This is a genomic window from Membranihabitans maritimus, assembly GCF_021729145.1.
Classification (GTDB): Bacteria; Bacteroidota; Bacteroidia; order Chitinophagales; family Saprospiraceae; genus Membranihabitans; species Membranihabitans maritimus.
In genome coordinates this window covers 83,095-107,240 of the sequence record NZ_JAJSLW010000008.1, presented here as the reverse complement: position 1 = coordinate 107,240, position 24,146 = coordinate 83,095, and the positions used below count along the sequence as shown (strand labels likewise).

At 34.9% G+C, this 24,146-nt stretch carries 21 protein-coding genes, 1 tRNA gene and 1 other RNA gene; 14 read left to right on the top strand and 9 right to left on the bottom strand.

The window, feature by feature from the left end:
* Nucleotides 1–18 precede the first annotated feature (18 nt).
* On the top strand, nt 19–780 hold the full coding sequence (locus tag LVD47_RS11245; RefSeq protein ID WP_236975986.1) for a DUF481 domain-containing protein: 762 nt from the start codon (nt 19–21) through the stop codon (nt 778–780).
* Between the two features lie 695 nt (nt 781–1,475).
* Here LVD47_RS11245 and LVD47_RS11240 read toward each other — a convergent pair.
* Nucleotides 1,476–2,144 (bottom strand): metal-dependent transcriptional regulator, encoded by a 669-nt coding sequence (locus LVD47_RS11240; RefSeq protein WP_236975985.1) that lies wholly within the window; start codon nt 2,142–2,144, stop codon nt 1,476–1,478.
* Nucleotides 2,145–2,468: 324 nt separating this feature from the next.
* On the opposite strand from LVD47_RS11240, the gene LVD47_RS11235 reads away from it, so the two are divergent.
* From LVD47_RS11235 to LVD47_RS11200, 8 genes are all read left to right on the top strand, one after another.
* Nucleotides 2,469–4,877, top strand: coding sequence for a TonB-dependent receptor domain-containing protein (locus LVD47_RS11235; RefSeq protein ID WP_236975984.1), 2,409 nt, complete (start codon nt 2,469–2,471; stop codon nt 4,875–4,877).
* A gap of 258 nt (nt 4,878–5,135) precedes the next feature.
* Nucleotides 5,136–5,906 (top strand): exodeoxyribonuclease III, encoded by a 771-nt coding sequence (locus LVD47_RS11230; RefSeq protein WP_236975983.1) that lies wholly within the window; start codon nt 5,136–5,138, stop codon nt 5,904–5,906.
* 18 nt (nt 5,907–5,924) lie between these two features.
* On the top strand, nt 5,925–6,458 hold the full coding sequence (locus tag LVD47_RS11225; RefSeq protein WP_236975981.1) for a dihydrofolate reductase family protein: 534 nt from the start codon (nt 5,925–5,927) through the stop codon (nt 6,456–6,458).
* A 172-nt stretch (nt 6,459–6,630) separates the two neighbouring features.
* Nucleotides 6,631–7,560, top strand: a complete 930-nt coding sequence (locus LVD47_RS11220; RefSeq protein WP_236975979.1) for a T9SS type A sorting domain-containing protein — start codon at nt 6,631–6,633, stop codon at nt 7,558–7,560.
* 66 nt (nt 7,561–7,626) lie between these two features.
* On the top strand, nt 7,627–8,574 hold the full coding sequence (locus tag LVD47_RS11215) for a TerC/Alx family metal homeostasis membrane protein (protein ID WP_236975977.1): 948 nt from the start codon (nt 7,627–7,629) through the stop codon (nt 8,572–8,574).
* 680 nt (nt 8,575–9,254) lie between these two features.
* Nucleotides 9,255–9,593, top strand: coding sequence for a P-II family nitrogen regulator (locus tag LVD47_RS11210; RefSeq protein WP_236975975.1), 339 nt, complete (start codon nt 9,255–9,257; stop codon nt 9,591–9,593).
* 25 nt (nt 9,594–9,618) lie between these two features.
* Complete coding sequence (locus tag LVD47_RS11205) at nt 9,619–10,860, top strand: ammonium transporter (protein ID WP_236975973.1); 1,242 nt, start codon at nt 9,619–9,621, stop codon at nt 10,858–10,860.
* Nucleotides 10,861–11,035: 175 nt separating this feature from the next.
* Nucleotides 11,036–11,611, top strand: coding sequence for a DJ-1/PfpI family protein (locus LVD47_RS11200; protein ID WP_236975972.1), 576 nt, complete (start codon nt 11,036–11,038; stop codon nt 11,609–11,611).
* A 128-nt stretch (nt 11,612–11,739) separates the two neighbouring features.
* On the opposite strand, the gene pncA is transcribed toward LVD47_RS11200, so the two are convergent.
* Nucleotides 11,740–12,351, bottom strand: coding sequence for a bifunctional nicotinamidase/pyrazinamidase (pncA, locus tag LVD47_RS11195; protein ID WP_236975971.1), 612 nt, complete (start codon nt 12,349–12,351; stop codon nt 11,740–11,742).
* 141 nt (nt 12,352–12,492) lie between these two features.
* On the opposite strand from pncA, the gene mscL reads away from it, so the two are divergent.
* A complete protein-coding gene (mscL, locus tag LVD47_RS11190; protein ID WP_236975970.1) occupies nt 12,493–12,921 on the top strand; it encodes a large-conductance mechanosensitive channel protein MscL in 429 nt (142 codons plus the stop codon).
* A gap of 58 nt (nt 12,922–12,979) precedes the next feature.
* Here the strand turns inward: mscL and LVD47_RS11185 are convergent, their stop codons facing one another.
* From LVD47_RS11185 to LVD47_RS11175, 3 genes are all read right to left on the bottom strand, one after another.
* Nucleotides 12,980–13,822, bottom strand: coding sequence for a DUF2911 domain-containing protein (locus tag LVD47_RS11185; protein WP_236975969.1), 843 nt, complete (start codon nt 13,820–13,822; stop codon nt 12,980–12,982).
* Between the two features lie 18 nt (nt 13,823–13,840).
* On the bottom strand, nt 13,841–14,866 hold the full coding sequence (locus LVD47_RS11180) for a coiled-coil domain-containing protein (RefSeq protein ID WP_236975968.1): 1,026 nt from the start codon (nt 14,864–14,866) through the stop codon (nt 13,841–13,843).
* Nucleotides 14,867–15,044: 178 nt separating this feature from the next.
* Nucleotides 15,045–15,599 (bottom strand): 5' nucleotidase, NT5C type, encoded by a 555-nt coding sequence (locus LVD47_RS11175; protein WP_236975967.1) that lies wholly within the window; start codon nt 15,597–15,599, stop codon nt 15,045–15,047.
* Between the two features lie 1,395 nt (nt 15,600–16,994).
* Here LVD47_RS11175 and LVD47_RS11170 point away from each other — a divergent pair.
* The 3 genes from LVD47_RS11170 (at nt 16,995) to LVD47_RS11160 (ending at nt 19,540) form a co-directional block, all read left to right on the top strand.
* Nucleotides 16,995–17,630 carry a response regulator transcription factor gene (locus LVD47_RS11170; protein ID WP_236975965.1) on the top strand — a complete coding sequence of 212 codons (636 nt, stop codon included), beginning with the start codon at nt 16,995–16,997 and terminating at the stop codon, nt 17,628–17,630.
* 340 nt (nt 17,631–17,970) lie between these two features.
* Nucleotides 17,971–18,347: a transfer-messenger RNA gene (ssrA, locus tag LVD47_RS11165) on the top strand.
* Between the two features lie 158 nt (nt 18,348–18,505).
* Nucleotides 18,506–19,540: a fatty acid desaturase gene (locus LVD47_RS11160; protein ID WP_236975964.1), complete on the top strand. Its 1,035-nt coding sequence runs from the start codon at nt 18,506–18,508 to the stop codon at nt 19,538–19,540.
* Nucleotides 19,541–19,597: 57 nt separating this feature from the next.
* Here LVD47_RS11160 and LVD47_RS11155 read toward each other — a convergent pair whose 3' ends face one another.
* The 4 genes from LVD47_RS11155 to LVD47_RS11140 form a co-directional block, all read right to left on the bottom strand.
* Nucleotides 19,598–20,215 carry a YceI family protein gene (locus tag LVD47_RS11155; RefSeq protein WP_236975963.1) on the bottom strand — a complete coding sequence of 206 codons (618 nt, stop codon included), beginning with the start codon at nt 20,213–20,215 and terminating at the stop codon, nt 19,598–19,600.
* A 295-nt stretch (nt 20,216–20,510) separates the two neighbouring features.
* Nucleotides 20,511–20,583: transfer RNA gene (locus LVD47_RS11150), tRNA-Met, on the bottom strand.
* A gap of 110 nt (nt 20,584–20,693) precedes the next feature.
* The gene (locus tag LVD47_RS11145; protein WP_236975962.1) at nt 20,694–21,692 is read right to left on the bottom strand and encodes a dipeptide epimerase; all 999 of its coding nucleotides are present in this window, start codon (nt 21,690–21,692) and stop codon (nt 20,694–20,696) included.
* Nucleotides 21,693–21,694: 2 nt separating this feature from the next.
* On the bottom strand, nt 21,695–22,483 hold the full coding sequence (locus LVD47_RS11140; RefSeq protein ID WP_236975961.1) for a hypothetical protein: 789 nt from the start codon (nt 22,481–22,483) through the stop codon (nt 21,695–21,697).
* 166 nt (nt 22,484–22,649) lie between these two features.
* Between LVD47_RS11140 and LVD47_RS11135 the strand changes: the two genes are divergently transcribed.
* On the top strand, nt 22,650–23,945 hold the full coding sequence (locus LVD47_RS11135) for a cation:proton antiporter domain-containing protein (protein WP_236975960.1): 1,296 nt from the start codon (nt 22,650–22,652) through the stop codon (nt 23,943–23,945).
* Nucleotides 23,946–24,146: the final 201 nt, after the last annotated feature.

Genomic DNA, 24,146 nt, shown 5'->3' with positions numbered 1-24,146 from the left:
TGAATTAAAATACCGTTAATGGGATTCAAGAGGTTATTTTTATATATCGGTTTCACCTTCCTTTTTAGTTCTGTGCTCAAAGCTCAAATTATTAATGTTGAATCAGCAAGAAAAGTTACCGACACTTCAGGTTGGGCCGGGGATTTATCTATCTCAGGTGCTTACCTTAATATAAATACACCTATTTGGAATTTTTCTACCAAATCAGACTTACAATACAAAAACAAGAAACACCTGGCTATGTTTTTGACAGATTGGTCACTGGTTCAATCCAAAGAAAATGATTTTAACAACGCTTTGTATTTGCATTTACGCTATAATTACAAAATCAATGCCCTGATAAGAGTGGAAGCCTTTACCCAATATCAATTTAATAAAATCAAGAGAATTGATTCCCGTTATTTACTGGGAGGTGGCCCCAGATTTAAACTATTGGAAAAGGATTTTTTAAAAATATATTTTGGTAGTTTGATTATGTCAGAATGGGAAAATCAAAATAATAATATTGATGAGATTGTTCACTTAATCCGATCCAGCAGTTATTTGTCCTTTACCGTGTTAAAGGACGACATGATCGAGTTTTACAGTACTACCTATTATCAGCCATCATTTTCACATTGGAAGAACTTTAGAATATTTAATGAAGAAATTCTAGAGATTAAAATTACTGAAATATTGACTTTTATTAACAGATTCGGATATAGTTTTGAAAGCTACCCCATTTTGGATGCACCAAAATCTACCTTTCAGTTCTCGTTTGGTTTAAAATTGGAATTCTAAATAAAAACGGGGAATTGATTCCTTCAATTCCCCGCTGTTGTTGATCAAAAAACAATCTTACCAAAGCCAAAAGTCGATCAAAAGTGGTTTGTTTTATAAATTCCTTTTTAAAGGTTGTTCGTTTTCGACGAAAACACCTTTGTATATACGGGTGTCCCAGTTAAAAGTCACACCTCACGCACTAAATATTTTGGATAGTACATAGAAATACAGAAATGGACCTTTGGATAGAATATTAGAATTAGCCTGGTGACTATAACATTATGGTTGATAATAGGTTTTTTTCTTAGTCCTGATCATACCCACTTTTCTACAAACTGATATCTGAGAAGAAAATATTCAGGAGAAATAAATCAAATCCCAAAACTGTTTTATTCATAACCAACAATTGAAAACTAGTAAAGATTATTTGAAAATAATTGAGAGACTACAAAACTTCTTTAGTTCAACCTACTGGCAATAGGTATCAAAACACCTCAGTTCACAAAACTTTTTTGCATAAAAAAACCTTATTCCCTTCAATTGTCAGACTCCAAAATAGTAACATTATTCCTTGCTACAAGTAAGACCCTATTAATTACCTGTGGACCTGGCCAACGATATATACTCAAAAAGATCCCTTTTACGCTCACATTAACTAGGACCGCTGAATCAATGCTTCAGGTAGCAGCGAATGAGAGAAAATTGATTTTTTTTTAAACCTCTACAACAAACACATTTAGTGAGAATTTTTCGGATACTCGGTAGGTATCATTATTCACTTGAATTTCAAGAGAATTGTCAAAATCCTGTTTTTTGATTATTCGAATCAGTGTTTTGAGGTTCATTCCCAGTTCACTTACGTATTGCAAGAAGGCTGCTGAATTATCCCGAACTGAGATAATTTTACAGCTATTTCCCTCTTCAACTTCAGCCAATGTTTTCTTTATAATTTTTTTAACATTTCCATTTTCGTCAGGTATTGGGTCCCCATGAGGATCAACTTTAGGATAGCCCAAAAATTCATCGAGCTTAGCAATTAATTTATCTGATCTGATGTGTTCTAATTGTTCTGCAATTTCATGTACTTCATCCCATCTAAAGTCTAGTTTTTCGTAAAGAAAGGTTTCCCATAACCGGTGCTTCCTTATAAGTTTCATAGCAATTATCTGTCCCTCATCAGTCAGGCTAAGATTCCCGTATTTCTTATAATTCACCCAATTCTTCTCCTTTAGTTTTTTGAGCATACTATTAGCTGTTGCCGGCGCTACACCAACCGTATCTGCCAACTGATTAGTACCTACTTTATTTTCTGGATTTTGCCACAAAAGATACATAAGCCCTTTGAGATAATCTTCCTCCTTTTTTGTAATCCGCCTATCCATTAAGCATTTTTTATCATTGCAAAATTTTCTTATCAATATATCTGTAAAGACAAATTTAAACTAAAAAAAAGAACGAAAGATTTTACTAGTCATAAGCTGATTAGAAAACAGATTAAACCCTTATCAAATTTGTGCATCTAATCTACGGGATGCTGTTTAAATTTTATTAAGTCAGCTGACAACTTTACAAAGACTCAAAGGTTATAAAAATAATAGACTATTCGGATTCAAAGATTTAAGTACTTTTTTAATTAAAACACCAGTAGGAAAATGAAAATCATTTTCAATTATTTTCGACATTTATTAAGTGAACAAAAATTAGTTATGACCATCTCACGGAGCGTATTCATTTTTATCTCGTTTTTTATCATTCCTACTCTCTATGCGCAAAGCCCTTCTAAGGAACTTTATATTGATGGCACCATAACAGACGATCAAAGCGAACCACTACCATTCGCGGCAGTAATGGTATACACGCCTGACACTAATCTCATTAAAGGCCTGACAACAGATGAGAATGGATATTTTAAGGCCGTACTTGACGAAGGGGAGTATATGTTGAAATTGGAGTACTTATCATATAATGATCAATTCATAAATGAACTTACCCTCCAAAATACTCCTCTTTCTCTAGATCCTATCATAATGACCACGGGGGATCTCGTTTTAGAACAAGTAGAAATTACCGCTCAAAAAAGCCAAATGGAATTCAAGTTAGATAAAAGGGTAGTCAATGTGGGTTCCAACCTGGCAAATTCAGGGGCTAACGTAGCTGATTTATTAGATAATATACCTTCTATTTCTTTAGATATAGAGGGGAATGTAGAATTAAGGGGAAGTCAAAATGTACGTATTCTTGTTGACGGCAAGCCTTCCGGCTTATTGGGCAATAACGTAGCTGATGCTCTTAGGCAATTGCAAAGTGATATGGTGGAGAGAGTCGAAATCATTACCAATCCATCTGCACGCTATGATGCGGAAGGAGAGGTAGGTATCATCAATATTGTAATGAAAAAAGAAAGTAAAAAAGGTTTTAACGGATCAATAGATGCTCGGGTAGGTGTACCACATAATCACGGGGCAGGAATAAATTTCAATTACAGGAGAGATTGGATAAATTTGTTTCTCAACGGGGGTTTGTATTACAGGAAGTCACCAGGTAACGGCGCAACATATCAGGAGTTTAATGGTCCGAATGGGTTGCAAATTTACGAAAGTCAATCCGATAGGTACAGGTCCGGATTGTCCAACCAATATCAATTTGGTGCAGACTTTTTTATCAATGATTACAATACATTAACCGCATCCGGTGTATACCGATTTTCAGATGGGAAAAATCGATCCGATATCACTTACAAAGATTATGACAGTGATTACAATTTAATTCAGGAAAGTATACGTACCGATTTGGAAAATGAAAACGGAAACGACCTTGAAACATCATTAAGTTATGTAAAGACCTTTAAAGAAAAGGACCGGAAATTAACCGCCGATTTTAAATGGCTCAAGAATGAAGACCTGGAAATTTCTGACATAACAGAAGAAATAATCAATACCAGTGAAGGTGCCTTGGAACAAAATTCTAGAAACCGGGAAGGGGAGGAAAATTTTCTACTTCAATTAGACTATGTTGATCCGGTCGGAAAAGAAGGACAATTCGAAGCTGGTTTCAAAGCCAACCTCAGGGATGTCACAAATAACTATCTCGTAGAACAATTAAATGAAAACAATAACTGGATACCACTAGAAGGATTTGACGACAACCTGATCTATTTAGAAAATATTTATGCCGCGTATGCCATTTATGGAAATAAATACAAAGCTTTTTCATATCAATTTGGTCTTAGGGTAGAGCATTCGGACATTACGACCGAATTGATCAAAGAAGGACTCGAAAATGATAGGAATTATACCAATTTTTTTCCCACATTGCACTTTACTTATGAACTCAACCCGGAAAATCAATTCCAATTGAGCTATAGCCGCAGGTTGAGCCGCCCATGGTTTCGTATGCTATTACCTTTTTCCAATTTTACCGATAGTCGTTCACGAAGAGTAGGAAATCCGGATTTGAATCCCGAATATTCCAATTCCTTTGAAACTGGATTCCTAAAGTATTTCACTAATGGTTCTTTACTCTCAAGTGTATATTATCGATATAGGACTGGAGTAATTGACCGTATTAGCCTGGTAAATGAGCAGGGAATTGAATTGGAATTCCCGGTGAACCTCGGCATACAAAATGCCTATGGTATCGAGTTTAGTTTTAATTATGATTTCACAAAATGGTGGCAATCAAATATCAATCTTAACTTTTACAATGCGATCACGGAAGGGACCTACCAGGATGTAGAATATAATAGTAATGCGAAAACAATGTCCGGCCAAGCCAGTACAAAATTTAAATTACCAGCAAATTTTAATATCCAGGCCTCTTTTAATTACGAGGCTCCCGAAGAAACAACCCAAGGAAGAAGAGATGCACAATATTCTATGGACATGGGTATGTCAAAAGATATTTTGAAAGGTAAAGGAACCCTGATTCTTAGTGGCCGCGACATTTTCAACACCAGAAGATGGGCAGGATATTCAGAAGGTCCTAATTTCTATAACGAAGAATGGGGACGCTGGAGGGCACGTCAAATTACACTCAATTTTAATTACAGAATCAATCAAACGAAAAGAAACCAAAACGGAGATATTCCAGGAATTGGTGAAAATGATGATTTTTGAATTTAAATAATCGTACTTTCTTTATTATTTTAGCAGCATAATTATTAACTCCAAAATTTACTTAATTCTCTTTTTTTAATAGTAAAGAGATTTAATAACGAGTGGAAAATTTATGTTGTATGTTTGATTTTCCTTTAATAAGGTCATACCCGGGATTCGTATACTTTCTCCTGAGTACCTAATGAAAAAATCAATTACATATCCGACAAAGAGGCACCCATTGTTAAGTCGCTTTCGAGATTTTTTTAAAATACAAATATGTCAGGATTAAATTTAATCACATGGAACGTTAATGGAATTCGAGCAGCAATGCGAAAAGGTTTTGAAGAAAAATTAAAGGAATTAAACCCGGACATTTTGTGTATTCAGGAAACGAAAGCACAAGATGATCAGGTGAAAGAAGCTATTGAATCTATAAATGATTATCATATTTATTACAATTCCGCCGATAGAAAAGGCTATTCAGGAACGGCTATATTTTCCAAATCAAAACCTAATAATGTCATTCCAGACATCAATGTCCAACACCATGATACGGAAGGTAGAGTACTGCTTGCAGAATATGATGACTTTAATCTTGTAAATGTATATGTACCTAATAGCGGAAGTAAATTAAAAAGAATTGAATACCGGGAAGAATGGGACGAATCGTTTGCCAGTTATCTACAAACATTAGCTAGCCAAAAACCGCTTATCCTGACAGGAGACTTAAATGTTGCGCATCAGGCAATTGATTTGGCACGACCTGAACAGAATTATAATAAAACAGCAGGCTATACCCAGGTAGAAATTGATGGATTCGAGCGATTGCTCAACTTTGGAATGCATGATGTCTATCGAGAAAAATATCCTGATAAAATTGAATATACCTTTTGGAACCAGAGGTTTAAAGCACGCGAACGGAATGTCGGATGGAGAATTGATTATTTTTTACTGACAGAAGATATAGTAGGTAGATGTGAAGATGTTAAAATTCTCGGGGAAGTATACGGGAGTGATCATTGTCCCGTTTTATTGAAATTAAATTAATAGATCATATTTTCGTATATGGCTAAACGGAAAATAATATTATATACTGCTGTTTCACTTGACGGCTTCATAGCGAGGGAAGACGGAAGTTATGATTGGCTGCATGATGATGATTATGCTGAAGGGAAAGAAGATTATGGCTATGATAAATTTCTCAAAAATATTGATACTATTCTCATGGGATTTAATACCTATAAAGATATTATGACCCAGGGTGAAGTATTCCCCTACCATAGAACGCAAAATTATGTTTTTACGCGGCGAAAAAATATCCCTGATGACCCACATGTAGAATTTGTTTCTGATGAAATTGTTGAATTTATTACTGAACTAAAAAATAGTCAGGGCAAGGATATTTGGTTAGTAGGAGGCGGTCAGATTAATAGCATATTGACAAAACATAAACTTGTAGATGAGTTTATTCTTACTTATATACCCATTACCCTTGGGAAGGGTATCAGAATATTTCACGGAGAATCATTCGATAACAGATATAAATTAAATGACGCCGTAGTTTATCCCAACGGTTTTGTACAACTCTATCTTAAATAACCCATTCGCTTAAATTTTAGCATTTTCACCCGGAAAATAGCAGTGTAATGCTGTAATAATTCATATTACAAAAAAAACCTATATATTTAGTTAAATATTTAAAAATTGCTCTTTTTTTTGGCAATAAAAAAAGACATTTGTGGTTTTAAAATTCAGAACAAAAAACGTTACCATGAACAAGATTTTTTTACTTTTATCTACTTTATTTTTCATTTCAAATGCCACTGCGCAGGAATACACACCCTTTTTTGGTGAATCTTCTACGGGTTGGTACCAATACCTGGATGCTGCAGATTTGGATGGAAAAATGACCCTTACTTTTTATACAGATGGAGATTCCATAGTTGATGGTATTACTTACCATAAAGTATATTATGACCTGGCTGGGGAAACGGATTCTATTGAATATCAACTTGACGGTCTATACAGAGAAGACATAGAAGAACAAAAAGTATATGCTCTTAATGCAGAAACAGCTTTGGAAAGAGAAAAATTGGTATATGACTTCAGTAAATCAGCAGGAGATACCATTCGACTGGGTGTTAATATTGAATTACTATTGGATTCTGTATCAAATACACTTCATTTTTGTGGTCAGTCAATGGAATTGGAAAGCCAGGTCTACTACCTTAAGAATAGCGCAATAGAAGATAGCACTGTAATATGGATTGAGGGTGTTGGCAGCTTGACTAGTCCTTTCCTTCAATATTCAGGAGTAAACTGTGACAGTATTACTGAAGCCCTTTTATGTAAAATGACTGATGAAGAAATTGTATATCATTTCAATGAAGTAGAAGGATTTGAAGATTGTCCATTTGAGGTCAGCTCATCCAATGAATCCAGGCCGGAACCATTGGAACTGAAATTATTCCCCAACCCTGCGACGAGTAGAATATACATTTCAGGAGACCCTAATGAGTTAGGTAAATCTACTTTTAAAGTTTATAGTCTGACCGGGCAAGAAATCAAAAGAGGTGTTTTAGATTATTCCCAGCAAACAGAAATAGATGTTACCAATCTTAATAGCGGTGCCTATATGATAGAGATCTTCAATAAAGAGAAGAACTTGCTTTCGATCAAAAAATTTATTATCGCTCAATAAGATAATTCATTGGGTTTTTATAAATCAAAAAGTTATACCTTTATAACAGGGGTATAACTTTTTTTTATGTCAATATTTCTTTACTTCTCACTTCTCATCCTGGTATTTATTATTCTTGATTTGTTTGTAATAAATAAATCAGTAATAGAATTAAAAAAAGCAAGAAAGAAGGCCACTATTGCTACTGCTTTCTGGATGAGTCTTGGCCTTTCGTTTTCCATAATTGTTTATTTCGGGTATAACAATCACTGGTTTGGACTTGGTAATTCTGTCGGTTTAAATACTTCCGGAAAAATCGCGATGATCGATTATATAACGGGATTTCTATTGGAACTATCCCTAAGTATTGACAACATTTTTGTCATGATACTCATTTTCAAGTATTTTAAAATTCCATTTTACAATCAGCACAAAGCTCTAATTTATGGCATTATCGGGGCAATAATATTTAGAGCTATTTTAATTTACCTTGGCAGCTATTTGCTTTCCAAACTTCCCTGGTTCAACTATATATTCGGCGCGATTCTTTTGTACTCCGGTATTAATTTGTGGAGAAAAGGAGATAAAGACCAGGATCTGAATCAAAACAAAATAATAAAATACCTCAGGAAGGTGCTTCCCGTCATCAAAGACCCTGACAATCCGCACTTCATTACCAGAATAAGAGGAATTTGGGTAGTAACACCTTTATTCCTAACTGTGATCATGATCGAATTTACAGATATTCTATTTGCTTTTGATAGCATTCCTGCCATTTTCGGAATAACGAAGGATCCATTTATAGTTTTTAGTTCCAATATTTTTGCGATTTTAGGACTACGATCTCTTTTTTTGGTACTCAGCTCTTTTATTGACCGGTTTCATAATATTAGATATAGTCTGGTCTTTATTCTAATCTTTATTGGAATTAAAATATGTATTGAGCACATATTTGAAATTCCGGCCATGGTATCATTAATAGTTGTTGTTATGGCACTAGCAGGAGGGGTTATTACTTCCATTAAAAGAAAATAAACACCATTATTCTACCTCGTAGTTAATACTAATCAATTTAGTAATCGAACATGGGCTCGACGAATAATTGTTTGATACATTATTTTTGCGAAAAAAGCAATGCCAGAATTGAGGAATCCACTAATTTTCCACCCAGGATTATTTATATTTTGCTCCTTGCTCCACTGCTAAAGCTATAGGCGTCACGCAGTCAGGTCTCTTATTTTCTCTGTCGAATTTATGATAAACTAATTTTCCGTTCTCTCCTGGGAAATCCATCACCTAAAAGGGAAAGACCATCCTATTTAGAAAGGATAGCGTATTGAAGATAAACCTTCTCATCGAAGGTCATTTCGAATGATTATACCATAGCATTTTACTGACTACCTGTAAGGAATCCATAGTCTATATTCTTAGTTCCTTTATTTATCATCGCTCTTTGGACTAATTCAGGACTATTTTGGATTTAATGTCAATTTATATAAGACTAGAAGGAACAAAGACAGCTTACTCAATACACTATATACCAGTATATTACAAACCAAAACATCCATTTTCAAATACACAATATCAAAATTTTAGCAATTTTTTCGACAAAGCTTCAAATGTAATTTAGCTTCCGTAATCAAAAAGGTATAGTGTTAAAAATTCATTTATACCAACTTTTAATATAATCACGACTCAATTAAAAAAGTACACCAATGAAAAAAATCGAAGCCATCATTCGCAAAAGCAAGTTTGAAACCGTAAAGGATGCTTTGGCGAAAATTAATGTCAAATTCTTTACAACCCAGGATGTAAAAGGATATGGTTTGCAGAAAGGGGAAAAAATGGTTTACCGCGGATCTTCCTATGGCACGGAATATATCGAAAGGATACAAATGGATATATACACTACGGAGGAAAAGTGTGATGATATTGTAAAAACAATTTTAGATTCCGGGGCTACTGGAGAGATAGGTGATGGAAAGATAACAGTTCTGCCGATAGAAAAAATATATAGAATTAGAAATGCCGAGGAAAACGCAAAGGCTATTTAAAAACCCACAAATTAATCAATAAAAAATGGATACAAATTTATTTACCACGAACAATTTATGGCTCCTTGTAGCCACAGTACTAGTTTTTGTAATGCACCTTGGATTTGCCACATTGGAAGCAGGGCTGGTGCAACGCAAAAATGCCGTCAATATATTATTCAAAAACGTAATGATAATTAGCATAGGTCTTATCAGTTATTACGTAATAGGTTTTAGCTTGATGTATCCGGGTGAATCCTGGAATGGCATCATTGGGTTTGCACAAATAGGCCTGGCTCTCCCAGAAGGTGAGTCTATAGCTTACGCCGACGGAAGTTATACCTATTGGACAGATTTTATCTTCCAGGGGATGTTTGCTGCTACTTGTTGTACCATTGTATCTGGTGCAGTAGCTGAGAGAATGAAGTTGGAGAGTTTCTTAATAATTAGTTTAATTTTTGTTTCAATTTCTTACCCTATTACCGGTATGTGGAAATGGGGCGGAGGATGGTTAGACTCCCTGGGATTTTATGATTTTGCAGGTTCGACTCTTGTTCACTCTGTAGGAGGTTGGGGCGCATTAGCTGCAATTATTCTATTAGGTCCAAGATTGGGAAAATATTCCAAGAATGGTATCAATCCAATACCCGGGCACAATTTACCATTGGCGGCAGTAGGTGTATTCCTCCTTTGGTTTGGTTGGTTTGGTTTCAACGGAGGTTCCGTACTGTCTGCTGACCCTGATTTAGTCTCTCTTGTATTTGTTACTACTTCATTAGCAGCGGCGGCTGGTGCTCTAGGATCTTTCTTTACATCCTACGCACTATTTAAGTCTCATGACCTTACAATGGTTCTCAATGGAATTTTAGGAGGATTAGTTGGAATTACTGCAGGAGCAGACTTAATGTCTCCATTCGAAGCCATTATCATAGGATTGATAGCCGGTATAATCATTCCATTTTCCGTAGTATTTTTCGATAGAATGAAATTAGATGATCCTGTAGGTGCCACATCTGTACACCTTGTGTGCGGTATTTGGGGAACTTTAGCCGTTGGTATATTTGGGTCGTTGGCCAGTATTAATCAGCTATGGTACCAATTTGTAGGGATTGTAGCTATTGGTGCCACTACATTTATATTCATGTTTATAGTTATTTATATTGTAAAAGCAACTATAGGTATCCGTGTAAGTACCGAAGATGAAACTATTGGTTTGGATACAGCAGAACACGAAATGCCTGCATATCACGATTTATCGCCAAAACCTGAAAACCTGGCGGTAAAATAAACTTGACCTATTCCATTATTGTATTTTATATATTCTAGAAGACGACCCGGTATTAAAGAATACCGGGTCTCTTTATTTTATGAAAAATATAATATTCTTTCAATAATAATTTAACTAAGCATTTATCTGTATACCTTCTATAATTTGTATATTAATCACAATAAATTTATGTACAATGAAGAAGATATTATTACTTACTGGTGATTACGCGGAAGATTACGAAACAATGGTTCCTTTTCAAATGCTTGAAATGGTAGGATATGAGGTACATGCCGTCTGCCCTGAGAAAAAGAAAGGACAAACCATTAAAACAGCCATCCACGATTTTGAAGGCGATCAGACCTATTCCGAAAAGCCGGGACATAATTTTCAATTGACCTATTCATTTTCCGATGTAATTGAAAGTAATTATGAAGGGCTCGTTATCGTGGGAGGAAGAGCTCCTGAATACCTCAGATTAAATGACAGAGTATTAGAAATAGTCAAAGCCTTCTCTGCCAAAGACAAACCCATTGCAGCTATTTGCCACGGCATACAAATTCTGGCTGCAGCTGAAGTCATTAAAGGTAAAAAGCTCACATCGTATCCAGCCGTAAGCCCCGAAGTAAAATTAGCTGGAGGTGAATATGTAGAGGTGGCTCCTACTGAAGCTGTGGTTGATGGCAATTTGGTGACCTCTCCTGCCTGGCCCGGACACCAAAAGTGGATTGCTGAATTTTTAAAAGTACTGGGTGTTGAGATAAAATTGTGACCGTATATCTATATATGATCTGGAATAAAAGAGCGATATTATTTGCTTAAAATATAGAATGAAAATCTATATAAGATTCTTACATAGAAGGTATAAAATAGGTTGGTTCGTATTGAAATGCATAATGGTTAAAAATCTGAAATAATTTTAATACCCCTTTCTATCATTTGTTTTTTGGCCTTCAAGTACCCCTCTTCAGAAATATACCTTGTACCGTTTTCAATAAAATAAGTTTGAAAACCTTCTTTTATTGCATCCATGGCTGAAAAATATACACAAAAATCAGCGGCTAACCCTGTAAAATACAATTTCTCTATGCCTAACCCTCTAAGGTAATGGCTCATTCCCGTGGTCTCTAAATGACCATTATCATAAAAGCAACTATAACTATCTATTCTTCTATTCATTCCTTTACGAAAGATGGCGCGAATACTTCCCGTTTTTAAAGCAGAAGAAAATTCAGCTCCAAAACTACCCTGAATACAATGATCTGGCCACAATTTTTGCAATAGTCCATCCCATTCAACTTCTTCAAATGGGTTTTTACCTGTGTGCTGTGATGCAAAACTCAAATGATCATGCGGATGCCAATCCTGAGAAGCTATAATCCAATCAAATTCAGACTGCAAGTCATTAATATAAGGAATTATATCATCACCCCCGGGAACACCTAAAGATCCACCCGGAAGAAAATCATTTTGCATGTCAATAATTACTAAAGCTTCTGATGTATTTCCCATATCTACGCTGATTTTACCGCTCAATCTCAATATATTTATAGCCTTTGAAATAAAAAAATCATGTTTACAAAAATTCCATAGTAAAGCAAATTATTACTATATTTTTTCTGTCAATTTTTTTTTTGAATTAATACCTGCTATATGAAGTTTTGGAGTGAGTTTAAAGAATTTGCCGTAAAAGGAAGTATGATTGATATGGCCATCGGAATAATCATAGGTGCGGCTTTTAGTAAAATTGTTGATAGCCTCGTCAAATTTGTTCTTACCCCTCCTCTTGGGTATTTAACTGGCGGTGTAGATTTTACTGATATGAGTTGGACAATTCAGGAAGCAGTTGAAAATAGTAATGGAGAAGTAATTAAACAACCTATAATTATAGAATACGGCCAATTTATCCAATCGGGAATTGATTTTTTCATTATTGCTATGACAATTTTTCTTCTTATAAGAGCAATTAATATTCTGAAGCAAAAAGCTGAAGACACAGAAGATCCCTCCACTCCAACACCAAAAGACATTGAATTACTTACAGAAATACGGAACCTACTTAAAAGTCAGGGACAAAAATAAAAGGGCAATCCTTTCGAATTGCCCTTTTATAAAAAAGTTTCTTTTCAAATTCTTATCTCTACATTTCAAGACTTTCAATCAATTTCTCATTTAACATGACATAGTGATCATTACCAGCAGCCTTAGCTGCTTTTATTGATTGATTTGCCGTTTTTATTGCCTCATCCTTTTTACCAAGTTCAGCCTCTATTTTTGCTTTCGCATGAATCACCCAAAATTGACTTCCGTTGCCCATTTCCACTGCTTTAGTAATCCATTTATGAGCTTTTTCCAGCTCTTTCCCAGCCTCCAGGTAATAACTGGCAGCTGCGTGGTAATCCCCTGCTGACGGGCCACTCATAACTTGTTCTATACTAGCAAATACTTTCTCATCTGTATTGAGAGACACTGGAATACTGACACGTGTATTTTCCCAGGACAAATCTATTGTTGCAGTATTATTACGTACATTTGCTACATTAATAGTAAAAGTTTCTACCGTTTTCTCCAATGGTTCCGGCTGTATCATTACACGTACTGCATCATTACTCTTGTCATATCCATCACCGCCGGGTAATTGCATACTATTACTAAAAATCACAGTCCATTCATCCATCCCTGGGTAAGTAAATAATGAATAAGTACCAGCCTTTAAGTCCTTTCCGGCAATCATCACATCATCTGAAAATGTAATCTTTGTAGTTGCATTTGCACCCGTCCGCCAAAATGTATTGTATGGAACCAATTCACCAAAAATGGTGCGACCTTTTACTCCGGGTCTGGAATATTCAATTTCAATTTCTGTCAATCCTACATTTTGGGAAACCTTAGACATAGGACTAGGTGCAGGAGTTTGAATTTGCGCGTTAATGCCAGTAAATACAAATGCAAAGAAAACAAGTACACATAATAATTTTTTCATAATCGTAATTTATATATTTTAATCAAAAAAAGAATCGTACTGATTGTCACGATTTTGGGGTTCCTTGATAGGTTTTTTAACAGGTTGATTCAGGTCCAGAATATCATCATTATCATTTGCTTCCAGCAACAAACCTTCTTTTTCTGGTCCGAGCAAAAGTGATTCTGATTCCTTTTCCCACTTCTCCAGTAACTCCAGACCTTTCTCTTCAAATACACCATTTTGTAGATCAATGGAATTCATAAAATCCTCAGACATTTCCATAAATTCTTCCATTTCACCTACTTTTTGACTCACATCATCTGCCACAGCCTCCAGTGCTTTGTCAAATAGTTCCTTTTTATCCTCATCACCTTTGATGATATCCATAGCTGACCGCATAGCATTTTGACCAGCAATGATTGCTTTACGTTCCTGATCCTTTAAAAAAACCTGATCTTTTACATCTTCGAGAAGGATTTCTGAATTTTCATACATTTTTCTTAATACCCGATATAGTATTTCCATCCGGTTATACAATTCTTCAAGTCGCACATTTGACTCTTTCAACCTCCCCGCCTTTCTAGACTTAAGAATCATAACATTGCGTTTCTTTCTTGCTTTTGCTTCACTAGCCTGTACTAAATTCGCTTTAATCTGTTTTTGATTATTGTAAATCATTTCTTTTAGTTGATGCATTTGCCCACGCAATTGGGCAATTTGACGGTGCATCTTTTTTACATTTTCTTGAAGATCAGATATATAGGACTTCAAAATAGAGATAGGATCAATTTTAACAAAAAGTCCGGTAATCCATCTCATGGTGTTTTTGTAAAAATACCAGATTAGATTTCTCATTTTGGGATCAAGAAATAAATATAAAACAACCCCCAACACCATAAGGGCCACTGCCAACCCCAAACCGCTCTGAAAAGCTCCAATCAAGAAAGGCCAAAGTGAAGCAACTAAAAATGCAACTCCCACAATAATACCACCGAGGATCAATCCCCCGGTTACACCTTCAGGTCGTTGCCAAAATGATTTACCTACTTTACTTGATGACATTGAATACTTTATTTAAATCCAATTACCCATAGATTATTTGTACTTAACAAAGGTACTAAAATTAGAAAACAGCTATAACAAAATCAAGGATGTAATTGCATATTATACGAATACACAATAAGTAATGATAAACAGAAAAATAATAATTTATGTTTAATTCATTGGATTTAACTAAGCCTTAAATTATTTTTGAAGTGACATTTAAGTATGTAAGAGTCTCCTCCCAATTATTCACCCTGAAAAACCTGGTTTCACCAGCGTTATGTGGAGCGGAGAATAAAATGGGACTTCCTTTAAAATATTCAAAATTGTAAGCGTGATCGTCAATAAGATATTTAGCATCTAAAAAATATTTGTGCCCACAAAAAATTCTATGCTGCCAATCTATAAAAGGCATATACTCATCCAGCCATTCATTTTTCTCCGTGAGACATTGCGGGAATTGTTGAGCTGCAGTCACAATAAAAACATCGTATTCTTCTTGCAACAACCTCATTCCTTCAATTGCTCCGTCTATAGGCTTAATCGTTCGAAAAAAGCCCTCAGTAAAAAAATACGAATTAATTATGTCAATTTGGTCTTCTGCTATGACATCTCCCAGATATTGACCCTCTAATTCTTCTTTAGTGTATTTGATACCAAAATCACGCTCATACCAATCTAAAGATTGCTGGTAAGAGTCAGCCAATACATCATCCATATCAACTCCTAAAATGGGCTTCTTTAATTTCATACTATACTTCTTTCAATTATTAAACCTGAAAATACATAAGCAGGCAAAAATGTTTACCAGATTATGGTTATTAATTAATTAATTTCCCGGTATATTATTATACTTTCCCATGGTTAATTTGATCACTACTCCCCCTGATATAGATATACATTATAAAATAGTGATACCCTGACGTAACTACTATTCCTCCCTGATAAACTCAATTTTATTCATATCTCATTGTATAGATCTACTACAATAATTTTTCCCCAGTCCTCACCACAACTTCCATTTGCATTCGAACAGGGTAATAAGATGACATTATTATAATGAAAAAGAAATAAATGCTACAGTACTATGCAACGGCCAGAATCTTCTCTAAAAGATAGAACAAAAACAATCCTCTACTTTCGATTGATACCAAAAAGCAAACTGGTAAGGCATTTAAATGAGAGGAGAGTATATCCTTTATGTATTGAATACCACAGGGTGCTACTTGTTCAAGCCTATTATTATCCCTCTCAAATAAAGGTTAGAAGAGCCAATATATATCCCACATACATACGAAATAGTAATACAAAAAGTAGTTTGCCAGACCATGCCTGGCCCCCAAAATGCCAAGGCAAAATCAGACTCGCCAACCCAAATCCCTCTTTTCAATTTTTTACCAATTCGTTTTGAACCTGCCCTTCGACAAGAAGGAATAAAAGAAACTGAAATGTCTCTTGATGAAATCAATACAAAATGCCTTCCCCCCTTATTGAGCACTACTAATATTTATTGTTCCTACTCTAAGGAATTGTAAAAGAATAGCATACATAAACAACTTACACTCATAAATTATTAGAATTTTAAATAACTGAAATGCCATATTCCCAATGAATTACAGGACAAAATCGGTTATTTCATGATGGCTATAAAGACTAATATATTGGTCAAAAAGATGATTAATAAGAGATATGGTTGGACAAATCCTCGAGGTAATTCGTTCTATAAGTCGAACATTCCATCCGTTTTACTTTGTGTAAAAACGGACATGATGATAGCATTTGAAAAACTTTTTTTAGGCCTTGATCATTCTTTGAATTTACTGGTCAATGGAGATTGAGACCAATTTAGTAATCTATATTATGAACAGCCTGCGATCAATATTTTTAAGATAGCCAAGGGATGCAACTAACTATTTCATAAATCATAAGAACTAAAAAGTATTTGCTTTTAGTATAAAAGGACAAAAGGATATATCCAGGTTTACTACATATAATAAAAGAAATAGGTTCTACCTTTTCAAAAACGCAAATTCGTTAACGCCCCTGGCGAAAAAGACCTTAAAAGAACAGATTTATTGGATGGATTTGCAATTCTATAATTGGTACTAAAAGGGTAATGGAACAGAAATTGCATTAAAAATATCTTATGATGGCTAAAAACTCAAAATTCGTTATAGCAGACGATCATCCTTTATTTTTAAGAGGATTGGCTGACTTTTTACACCAGTTGGGCTATAATGACATCATCCAGTCTCATAATGGAGCGGATGCACTCCAAAAAATAGTTGATCACCATCCAGACTTTGCAGTAATAGATATCCAAATGCCCTATTTATCAGGTATAGAAGTAGCGCAAAAGGCTTCAGATCAATCACCAGATACCCGCATCATATTAATATCCTATCACAAAGATCCTGTCATCGTAAAAATGGCAATAGAACTAAACGTATCGGCCTATATTTTGAAAGAAGATGCACTTTATGAATTAAAAAATTGCCTTGATGAACTCTTAAAAGGGAATTCATACTTTAGCAGCAAGATTTTGGGATATTCGGAAAAGAATATTGAAAATGATAATTATATATCATTTCTTACTCCTACCGAAAAGAAAATACTTCGATTAATTGGTCAGGAAATGACCAGTAAAGATATAGCCAAAGAATACGGTGTATCGATCCGGACTATTGAGAAGCATAGAAGTAATATTATAGAAAAATTATCTTTGGAAGGGACACCTACTTCATTGATAATGTGGGCAAAAAAGAATAAAACTATTTTATAATATTATCCATACGTAGTACTACGTACGATTTTGCGTATATCCACGTATTGCACATCACATTATTGTAAATTACATTTGCACATAAGAAAGCAACTAAAGAAACTTAATGAACGGATTAATCCAGTAACCCAATTGGGCTAATATTTACCTTAAGCTAAACCTCCCGAAGCAGGCCTCTTGGGGAACAAAAAGATCGAATGGGGTATCATCAGGAAATATAAAACAGATGATATCCCATTCTTATTTTAGAGAATTATACTTTACTTTCCAAATAAATAAGTAATTTCACGGAACATTTCTTGTAAAGGGGGTGTTCAACTACAGAAGTTCTTTAAAATACGGGGCTGGCTTGGATTTGACAGGAAAGATTTCTGGTCAGTAAGCATGTCGGAGCATCTTGATTTACTCCGCAACAAATAATCATGAACTTATTTTAATTGGCAATAGAAACTTTGCCTTGGCAGCCTAATTCAAGGAATTAGAAATGCCTTTGTGCCGCACGCTTGATGTCTGATATACAGCGTAGCCGCACACCATAAACTTTCAGACTAGGTAACAAAATTGTTCCGATCTGTTACTAAAATTTAGGAACTAAGGTAATCTGGCGGTTTGCATTGGAACCTATATTTTACCCGACAAAACAATTCAATGCTAAGCATGTAGAAAGCTGATGAGTGCTTTGACTGGACCCGGGTTCGATCCCCGGCAGCTCCACTATTTATTTACACAATTTCTTTAGTGCCCTTTTTTATTCTGCTTAACTTAATTTAGACTTAAAATCAATTATAGGTTTCTGTACTATCCATATTATTCGTACTTTCGCAACAAAATATTATAAGAATAGGCTTAGCCCATGGTAAAATAACAATACAAGTATGCAAGTAAATCAAATAAAAAAAGATCTCAAAGACTGGAAAAATCTAATAAAACCTTATCAACAGCACGATACAAAATTAGCCATCACTCAGATTTTAAACACATTCTTGCCCTTTTTAGCGCTTTGGACAGTTACATTTTTTGCCATGGATTATGCTTTTTGGGCAGGGATCCCCTTAGCAATTTTATGTGGCTTTTTTATGGCGCGGATTTTTATTATCCAACACGATTGCGGTCACCAATCATTTGTGAAGTCAAGGCAATGGAATTCGATAATCGGATGGGGATGTAGCATTTTCAGTACCATTCCTTATGATTATTGGTACAAAGTTCACAATTATCATCACAGCCATAATGGTCAATTGGAAAATAGACATATTGGTGACGTACCTATGCTTACCGTAAAAGAATACGAAGCACTTAGCTGGTGGAGAAGGTTAGCATACAGAATTTACAGATCACCTTTAGTTCTTCATTTAGTCGTTCCTGTAGGATATATTTTATACGTTGTTCGCACACCACTGGTTACTGAAAAAAGCGTAAAAAAAGGTCATAGAACATTATTTAATAATAATATTCTTATCCTTCTTATATATTTATCCCTTACTTTCTTATTGGGATGGAATTTCCTCATCACCCAACTTACGATTCTATTCTTCTTTATTGTGATTGCATTCTGGTTCTTTTATGTACAACATCAGCATGAAGAAACGTACAAAGAATGGAAAGACCGATGGGACTATTTAATAGCCTCCATAAAAGGTAGTACTTATTATAAATTACCCAGACCCATTCAATGGCTCACAGGGAATATAGGTCTACACCATATACATCATTTAAGCCCGCGAATCCCCAATTATTTCCTGGTGAAATGTGCAAAAGAAAATCCCGTATTTCAAAAACACGTTACTATTTTGACATTTAGGGATAGTCTCAAATGTATGTTTAATAAATTATGGGATGAAGAACAAAAGAAAATGATTAGTTTTTGGCAATATTCCAAGTTAAAAAGAAACTTAAGTTATACAAAATAAAAAAAAGGCCACTAATTTTTAGTGGCCTTTTTCTTTAATACCTTTTAAACCAGGAGATTACATGGCTTCCTTTGTTTGAATCTCTACAGAAATTTCAAATTCATCATAGATGGTTTTATCTCCCAAATTATCGAAAAATGAGCCGGATCCATATCTTACATTGAATTCACTACGGTCAATTTCGATATCCGCTGTAGCCAAATACCCACCGGCATTTTCTTTTACTTGAGCCTCAAATTTAATCTCTTTTGTGATTCCTTTAATAGTTAGGTCTGCAACAACTTTGTAAACGCCACCAGTATAAGGAACAACGTTGGTTATGTCCAAAGTAGAATGGGGGTGACTTTCAACACCAAAAAAGTCATCGGACTTTAAATGGCCTTCCAATTTCCCCTTAGAATCTCCCGAAAGATCATCTGATACGATCGTAGCCATATCAATAGCAAATTTACCATCTACTAATTTACCATCCTGAAAAACTAACTCACCGTCTTTTAGTTGAACTGTTCCGTAATGCTCCCCGGTAACTTTGTAGCCATGCCACTTAACAGTACTTTTTTCAACATCTACTTTTGCCGTCTCCGCATCCTCAGTAATCGGATTATTATTGGTAGCTTGAACTCCTGCCGTCAATAAAAGACCTGCCAATAATAAAAAAACATTTCTTACAATCATTTGATAATATTTGGTTAAACAATTAAAGCAAGAACAACACGCAATTGTACATTGTGTTCTATTAAATAGAAATATTTAACAAAATATTTTAAATAGTGGGTTAAAAAACCGGGTCCACGGGGCTCGAATGAGAAGTCAGGTACATTCTTAGTCTATGAAGAAAACTGTTTATTAAGTGGCATTATATCATCGCTCGATTGACGATTTTCACTCCTTATTACAATACAACACCGTATACCTCTTACTTACAACAAAAAAGCCGGTCTGTTTTTCAACTAACCGGCTCTTGTCTTTGTAGCGGGGGCAAGACTCGAACTTGCGACCTTCGGGTTATGAGCCCGACGAGCTACCAACTGCTCCACCCCGCGATATTAACGGATTGCAAATATAGGATAAAAATTGATAAAACAAAAATTAATATCCTTGAACTCTATTAAAAAGTATTCAAATCAGTTTAAAAAATCTATCATTCAAGGCTTTACAATATGTAATTCTTTCCCATTCCTGGTTTATCGTCCAACAATACAAATCCCTTATTTAAAAATAAGGCCTCCTGAAAATCAAAATCAATTAAGTATTCTCCATCTACATCCAAATAATCAAAGTATCCCGCCAATTGACATATTGCGCCAATTCCAATCGAAGATTCAGTCATACATCCTGCCATTATCTTCAAATCCATTGCCTTTGCCTTTTCAATGATCCGAAGTGCTGGCGTAATTCCCCCGCATTTCTGTAGTTTTACATTAATTACCTGATATCGCTGATTCATTTCCAGCAAGTTCTCCAACCCTTGAAAGCTCTCATCCGCTACAAAAGGAATTCCCGGATCAAATTCACTTAAAAATATATCTTCATTCTTTGGAACAGGTTGTTCTATTAATTCAATCTCCAAATCTTTCATAACGGCCAAATTTTTCTCCATATTTTCCTGGTTCCAACCACTGTTAGCATCTATTCGAATTACACCATCAAATTTTTTGCGAATTTTTGTTAATAATTGAATATCCCCTCTAAATCCCATTTTCAGTTTTAATATCGGCCACTCCCAATCTAACTTTTCTTCCCAATCATCCTCTGTAATGGTCAGGCTTGATAAAACAGGTACTTTTTCTTTACCACCTACCAGCCTCCATGTAGATTTGCCATGCTTCTTTCCATACAAATCATATAGAGCACAATCGACGGCGGACCTAATAAAAGGGTCCAAAGGCAATTTGGCCACCATTTCATCATACAAACCCTCAGGGGTCCAATCTTCGGAAACAGTTGATAAGTATCTTCCTGAATCCTCAAATTCCTTCTTTATTATACCTTCATCCTTATTGTAATATGGAACAACACTCATTTCGCCCCAACCTGTATAACCGCCTTCCTCCAATTTCACCAAATATCCCACTCTTTCAGTAAAAGTTCCATAGGACAATTTAAAAGGATACTTCAGAGGATAGACCTTGCGAATCAAGGATAGTTTCATTGTTAACTCTTTAATTCATTTAAAATCTTATTGGCACTGCCATCATCAAGTGATTTAAAACGATCTTCACTCAGGGGCTCATCATCAGATTTACACCAAGCCTTGAGGCATTTCACATCACTTTTCCACCCCATTCCATCAAAAAATTCCAGGGATTTAAAATCGCGAACTTTATACAGGGAATGAGCACCGTAACATGTGCCTAAGTAACAATAATTTCTCCCTGTTTCTTTTGCCATTTCAATAGAATCCAACATCAACCATTTTCCCAATGGTAATTCAATGTACCGATCAAGACTAAAGAAACTATACCAATAATGCAACATACTGTCATTCATACAAGCTAGTATAAATGCAATGTGATTGTCTCCTTCTGAATATTTAATAATATGCGTTGCAAAGGGAGAATTTAAAACATATTGCAATCGATCTGCGGACATTTCTCCACCCTTAAATCGCTCTTTACTATAATCAGTACAAAACTTCGTAAAATGGGGGTCAAGAATATCAAATTCTTCGATAGGAATTATTTCTCTATCAAAAGAAATACCTTCAAATTTACGATCCACCCTACGGTTCTCAGAACTGCGTTTAAAACCTTCTAAATCAACTCGAAGACTTCGGGCCATATAACACATATAGGAATCCAAATGAACATTTCCGGTATAGGGTAAAAAACCCAAATGATAAATATCTTCTAATTTGTCCCCCTTTTCATACATGCAATACGGTGCATAAGAAAAAGTATACGATGAATAGTCTTTTAAATACTCTGAATAAACAATTTTCATATAAAAATATTTCAATAAGTTTTGTTTCCAATAAGTTCGATGAATTTAATTATTTAAATTTGATTTCAAAATACGATCTACAATTACCAATAATTTTCCCTTTTGAACAATTTGATTTCAAATTTTTTTTACAACTTATTGGTCATTGTTTTAAAACTATGACACTATGATTGCAACTATATTCGCTTTGGCAGGAGGTATTGATTTATCCAATCCATATGTCTTATTGATTTGTGCATCCATCATTTTAGTGCTAAGTTATTTTTTCAATAAGCTATCCGAAAAGACAAACATACCCTCTGTTCTACTTCTTATAATAACGGGAATACTTATCAAATTCGGTGTTGAGCAAGCCCATTATGATATGCCAAACTTAATGCCATATTTGGAAATATTAGGTATCGTAGGATTAATAATGATTGTTTTGGAAGCGGCCTTAGACCTGGAACTCAATCCGGAAAAATATCCCCTGATAGGGAACTCATTATTAATTGCATTTTTATGCTTAATAGCCACAACTTTTGCTGTAGCCTATTTTCTGTATGCCCAACTTGATCTTACCTTCGGCATTGCTTTTCTCTATGCAACCCCTTTGACCATTATGTCCAGCGCCATTATTATCCCAAGTGTCACAGGATTGGTTTTAGAGAAAAAAGAATTCATGATTTATGAATCTGCATTCTCTGATATTCTTGGAATTCTTTTATTCTACTTTGTTATTTCGTTTCTGGAAGAAGGTGGTGTAAAAGCGACTTCACAGTTTTTTATCAGCCTTATTATGACAATTTTGGTAGCATTGATCGCCAGTATAATATTGATATATTTATTTAAAGATTTAAAAAGCCAGACCAAATTATTTCTTTTGACAGCCAATTTGATCCTTTTGTATAGTCTGGGAAAGCTTTTTCACCTATCCCCCCTTATTATTATTCTTGTATTTGGACTGGCACTTTCCAATCACGGCAAGTTTAAAAACATCCTTAATAAATACGGGATAGAGACCAGCAGTATTGAAAAAATAGAAAAAGAATTTCATCTTATCACACTGGAAACTGCTTTTCTTGTACGTACTTTTTTCTTTGTCGTATTCGGTATGACTATTGATATTCAAAACCTTTTGAACCTGGAGGTATTTCTTATAAGTCTTGCTGTAGTAAGTTGTATCTTTATCTTCCGGTCAGTAATGTTATATTTTTTCGCTCGATCCAATTTTTATCCGGAAGTATACATAGCCCCCCGCGGATTGGTAACAATTCTTTTATTCTTCCAAATACCGGAGCAATTCATCAGTTCGGAAGTAAAGCCTGGCATAGTCCTTTATGTAATAATTATTACCAGCCTTGTTATGACATACTACCTAATTAAAGACAAAATGAATCGAAACCAACAAACTGACAAAGAAGATAATACCTCAGAAGAGATAGATGCAGCTGAAAAGGATACATCATTAAAAACTGTTTAAGACCCCAATTAGTGTCACAGGAGTTACTTTTCCCAATCCAAATTTTACTGATCTTCAAAAGGGCTACAACGTTTTTTCTCACTGTTAAAACCAAATAATCTCCCTTACACCTCATTCCTGATTTCGAAGAATATTAAGAATTCAGACTGCTGACTGTATCCCGAAAACACCGAACGCAACTGCCCGAACACTCAATACGGA

What these genes read in the sequence shown, in the direction of transcription:
- LVD47_RS11245 (WP_236975986.1), top strand. Translation starts at nt 19, where the DNA reads ATGGGATTCAAGAGGTTATTTTTATATATCGGTTTCACCTTCCTTTTT.
- LVD47_RS11240 (WP_236975985.1), bottom strand. Translation starts at nt 2,144, where the DNA reads ATGGATAGGCGGATTACAAAAAAGGAGGAAGATTATCTCAAAGGGCTT.
- LVD47_RS11235 (WP_236975984.1), top strand. Translation starts at nt 2,469, where the DNA reads ATGACCATCTCACGGAGCGTATTCATTTTTATCTCGTTTTTTATCATT.
- LVD47_RS11230 (WP_236975983.1), top strand. Translation starts at nt 5,136, where the DNA reads ATGTCAGGATTAAATTTAATCACATGGAACGTTAATGGAATTCGAGCA.
- LVD47_RS11225 (WP_236975981.1), top strand. Translation starts at nt 5,925, where the DNA reads ATGGCTAAACGGAAAATAATATTATATACTGCTGTTTCACTTGACGGC.
- LVD47_RS11220 (WP_236975979.1), top strand. Translation starts at nt 6,631, where the DNA reads ATGAACAAGATTTTTTTACTTTTATCTACTTTATTTTTCATTTCAAAT.
- LVD47_RS11215 (WP_236975977.1), top strand. Translation starts at nt 7,627, where the DNA reads ATGTCAATATTTCTTTACTTCTCACTTCTCATCCTGGTATTTATTATT.
- LVD47_RS11210 (WP_236975975.1), top strand. Translation starts at nt 9,255, where the DNA reads ATGAAAAAAATCGAAGCCATCATTCGCAAAAGCAAGTTTGAAACCGTA.
- LVD47_RS11205 (WP_236975973.1), top strand. Translation starts at nt 9,619, where the DNA reads ATGGATACAAATTTATTTACCACGAACAATTTATGGCTCCTTGTAGCC.
- LVD47_RS11200 (WP_236975972.1), top strand. Translation starts at nt 11,036, where the DNA reads ATGAAGAAGATATTATTACTTACTGGTGATTACGCGGAAGATTACGAA.
- pncA (WP_236975971.1), bottom strand. Translation starts at nt 12,351, where the DNA reads ATGGGAAATACATCAGAAGCTTTAGTAATTATTGACATGCAAAATGAT.
- mscL (WP_236975970.1), top strand. Translation starts at nt 12,493, where the DNA reads ATGAAGTTTTGGAGTGAGTTTAAAGAATTTGCCGTAAAAGGAAGTATG.
- LVD47_RS11185 (WP_236975969.1), bottom strand. Translation starts at nt 13,822, where the DNA reads ATGAAAAAATTATTATGTGTACTTGTTTTCTTTGCATTTGTATTTACT.
- LVD47_RS11180 (WP_236975968.1), bottom strand. Translation starts at nt 14,866, where the DNA reads ATGTCATCAAGTAAAGTAGGTAAATCATTTTGGCAACGACCTGAAGGT.
- LVD47_RS11175 (WP_236975967.1), bottom strand. Translation starts at nt 15,599, where the DNA reads ATGAAATTAAAGAAGCCCATTTTAGGAGTTGATATGGATGATGTATTG.
- LVD47_RS11170 (WP_236975965.1), top strand. Translation starts at nt 16,995, where the DNA reads ATGATGGCTAAAAACTCAAAATTCGTTATAGCAGACGATCATCCTTTA.
- LVD47_RS11160 (WP_236975964.1), top strand. Translation starts at nt 18,506, where the DNA reads ATGCAAGTAAATCAAATAAAAAAAGATCTCAAAGACTGGAAAAATCTA.
- LVD47_RS11155 (WP_236975963.1), bottom strand. Translation starts at nt 20,215, where the DNA reads ATGATTGTAAGAAATGTTTTTTTATTATTGGCAGGTCTTTTATTGACG.
- LVD47_RS11145 (WP_236975962.1), bottom strand. Translation starts at nt 21,692, where the DNA reads ATGAAACTATCCTTGATTCGCAAGGTCTATCCTCTGAAGTATCCTTTT.
- LVD47_RS11140 (WP_236975961.1), bottom strand. Translation starts at nt 22,483, where the DNA reads ATGAAAATTGTTTATTCAGAGTATTTAAAAGACTATTCATCGTATACT.
- LVD47_RS11135 (WP_236975960.1), top strand. Translation starts at nt 22,650, where the DNA reads ATGATTGCAACTATATTCGCTTTGGCAGGAGGTATTGATTTATCCAAT.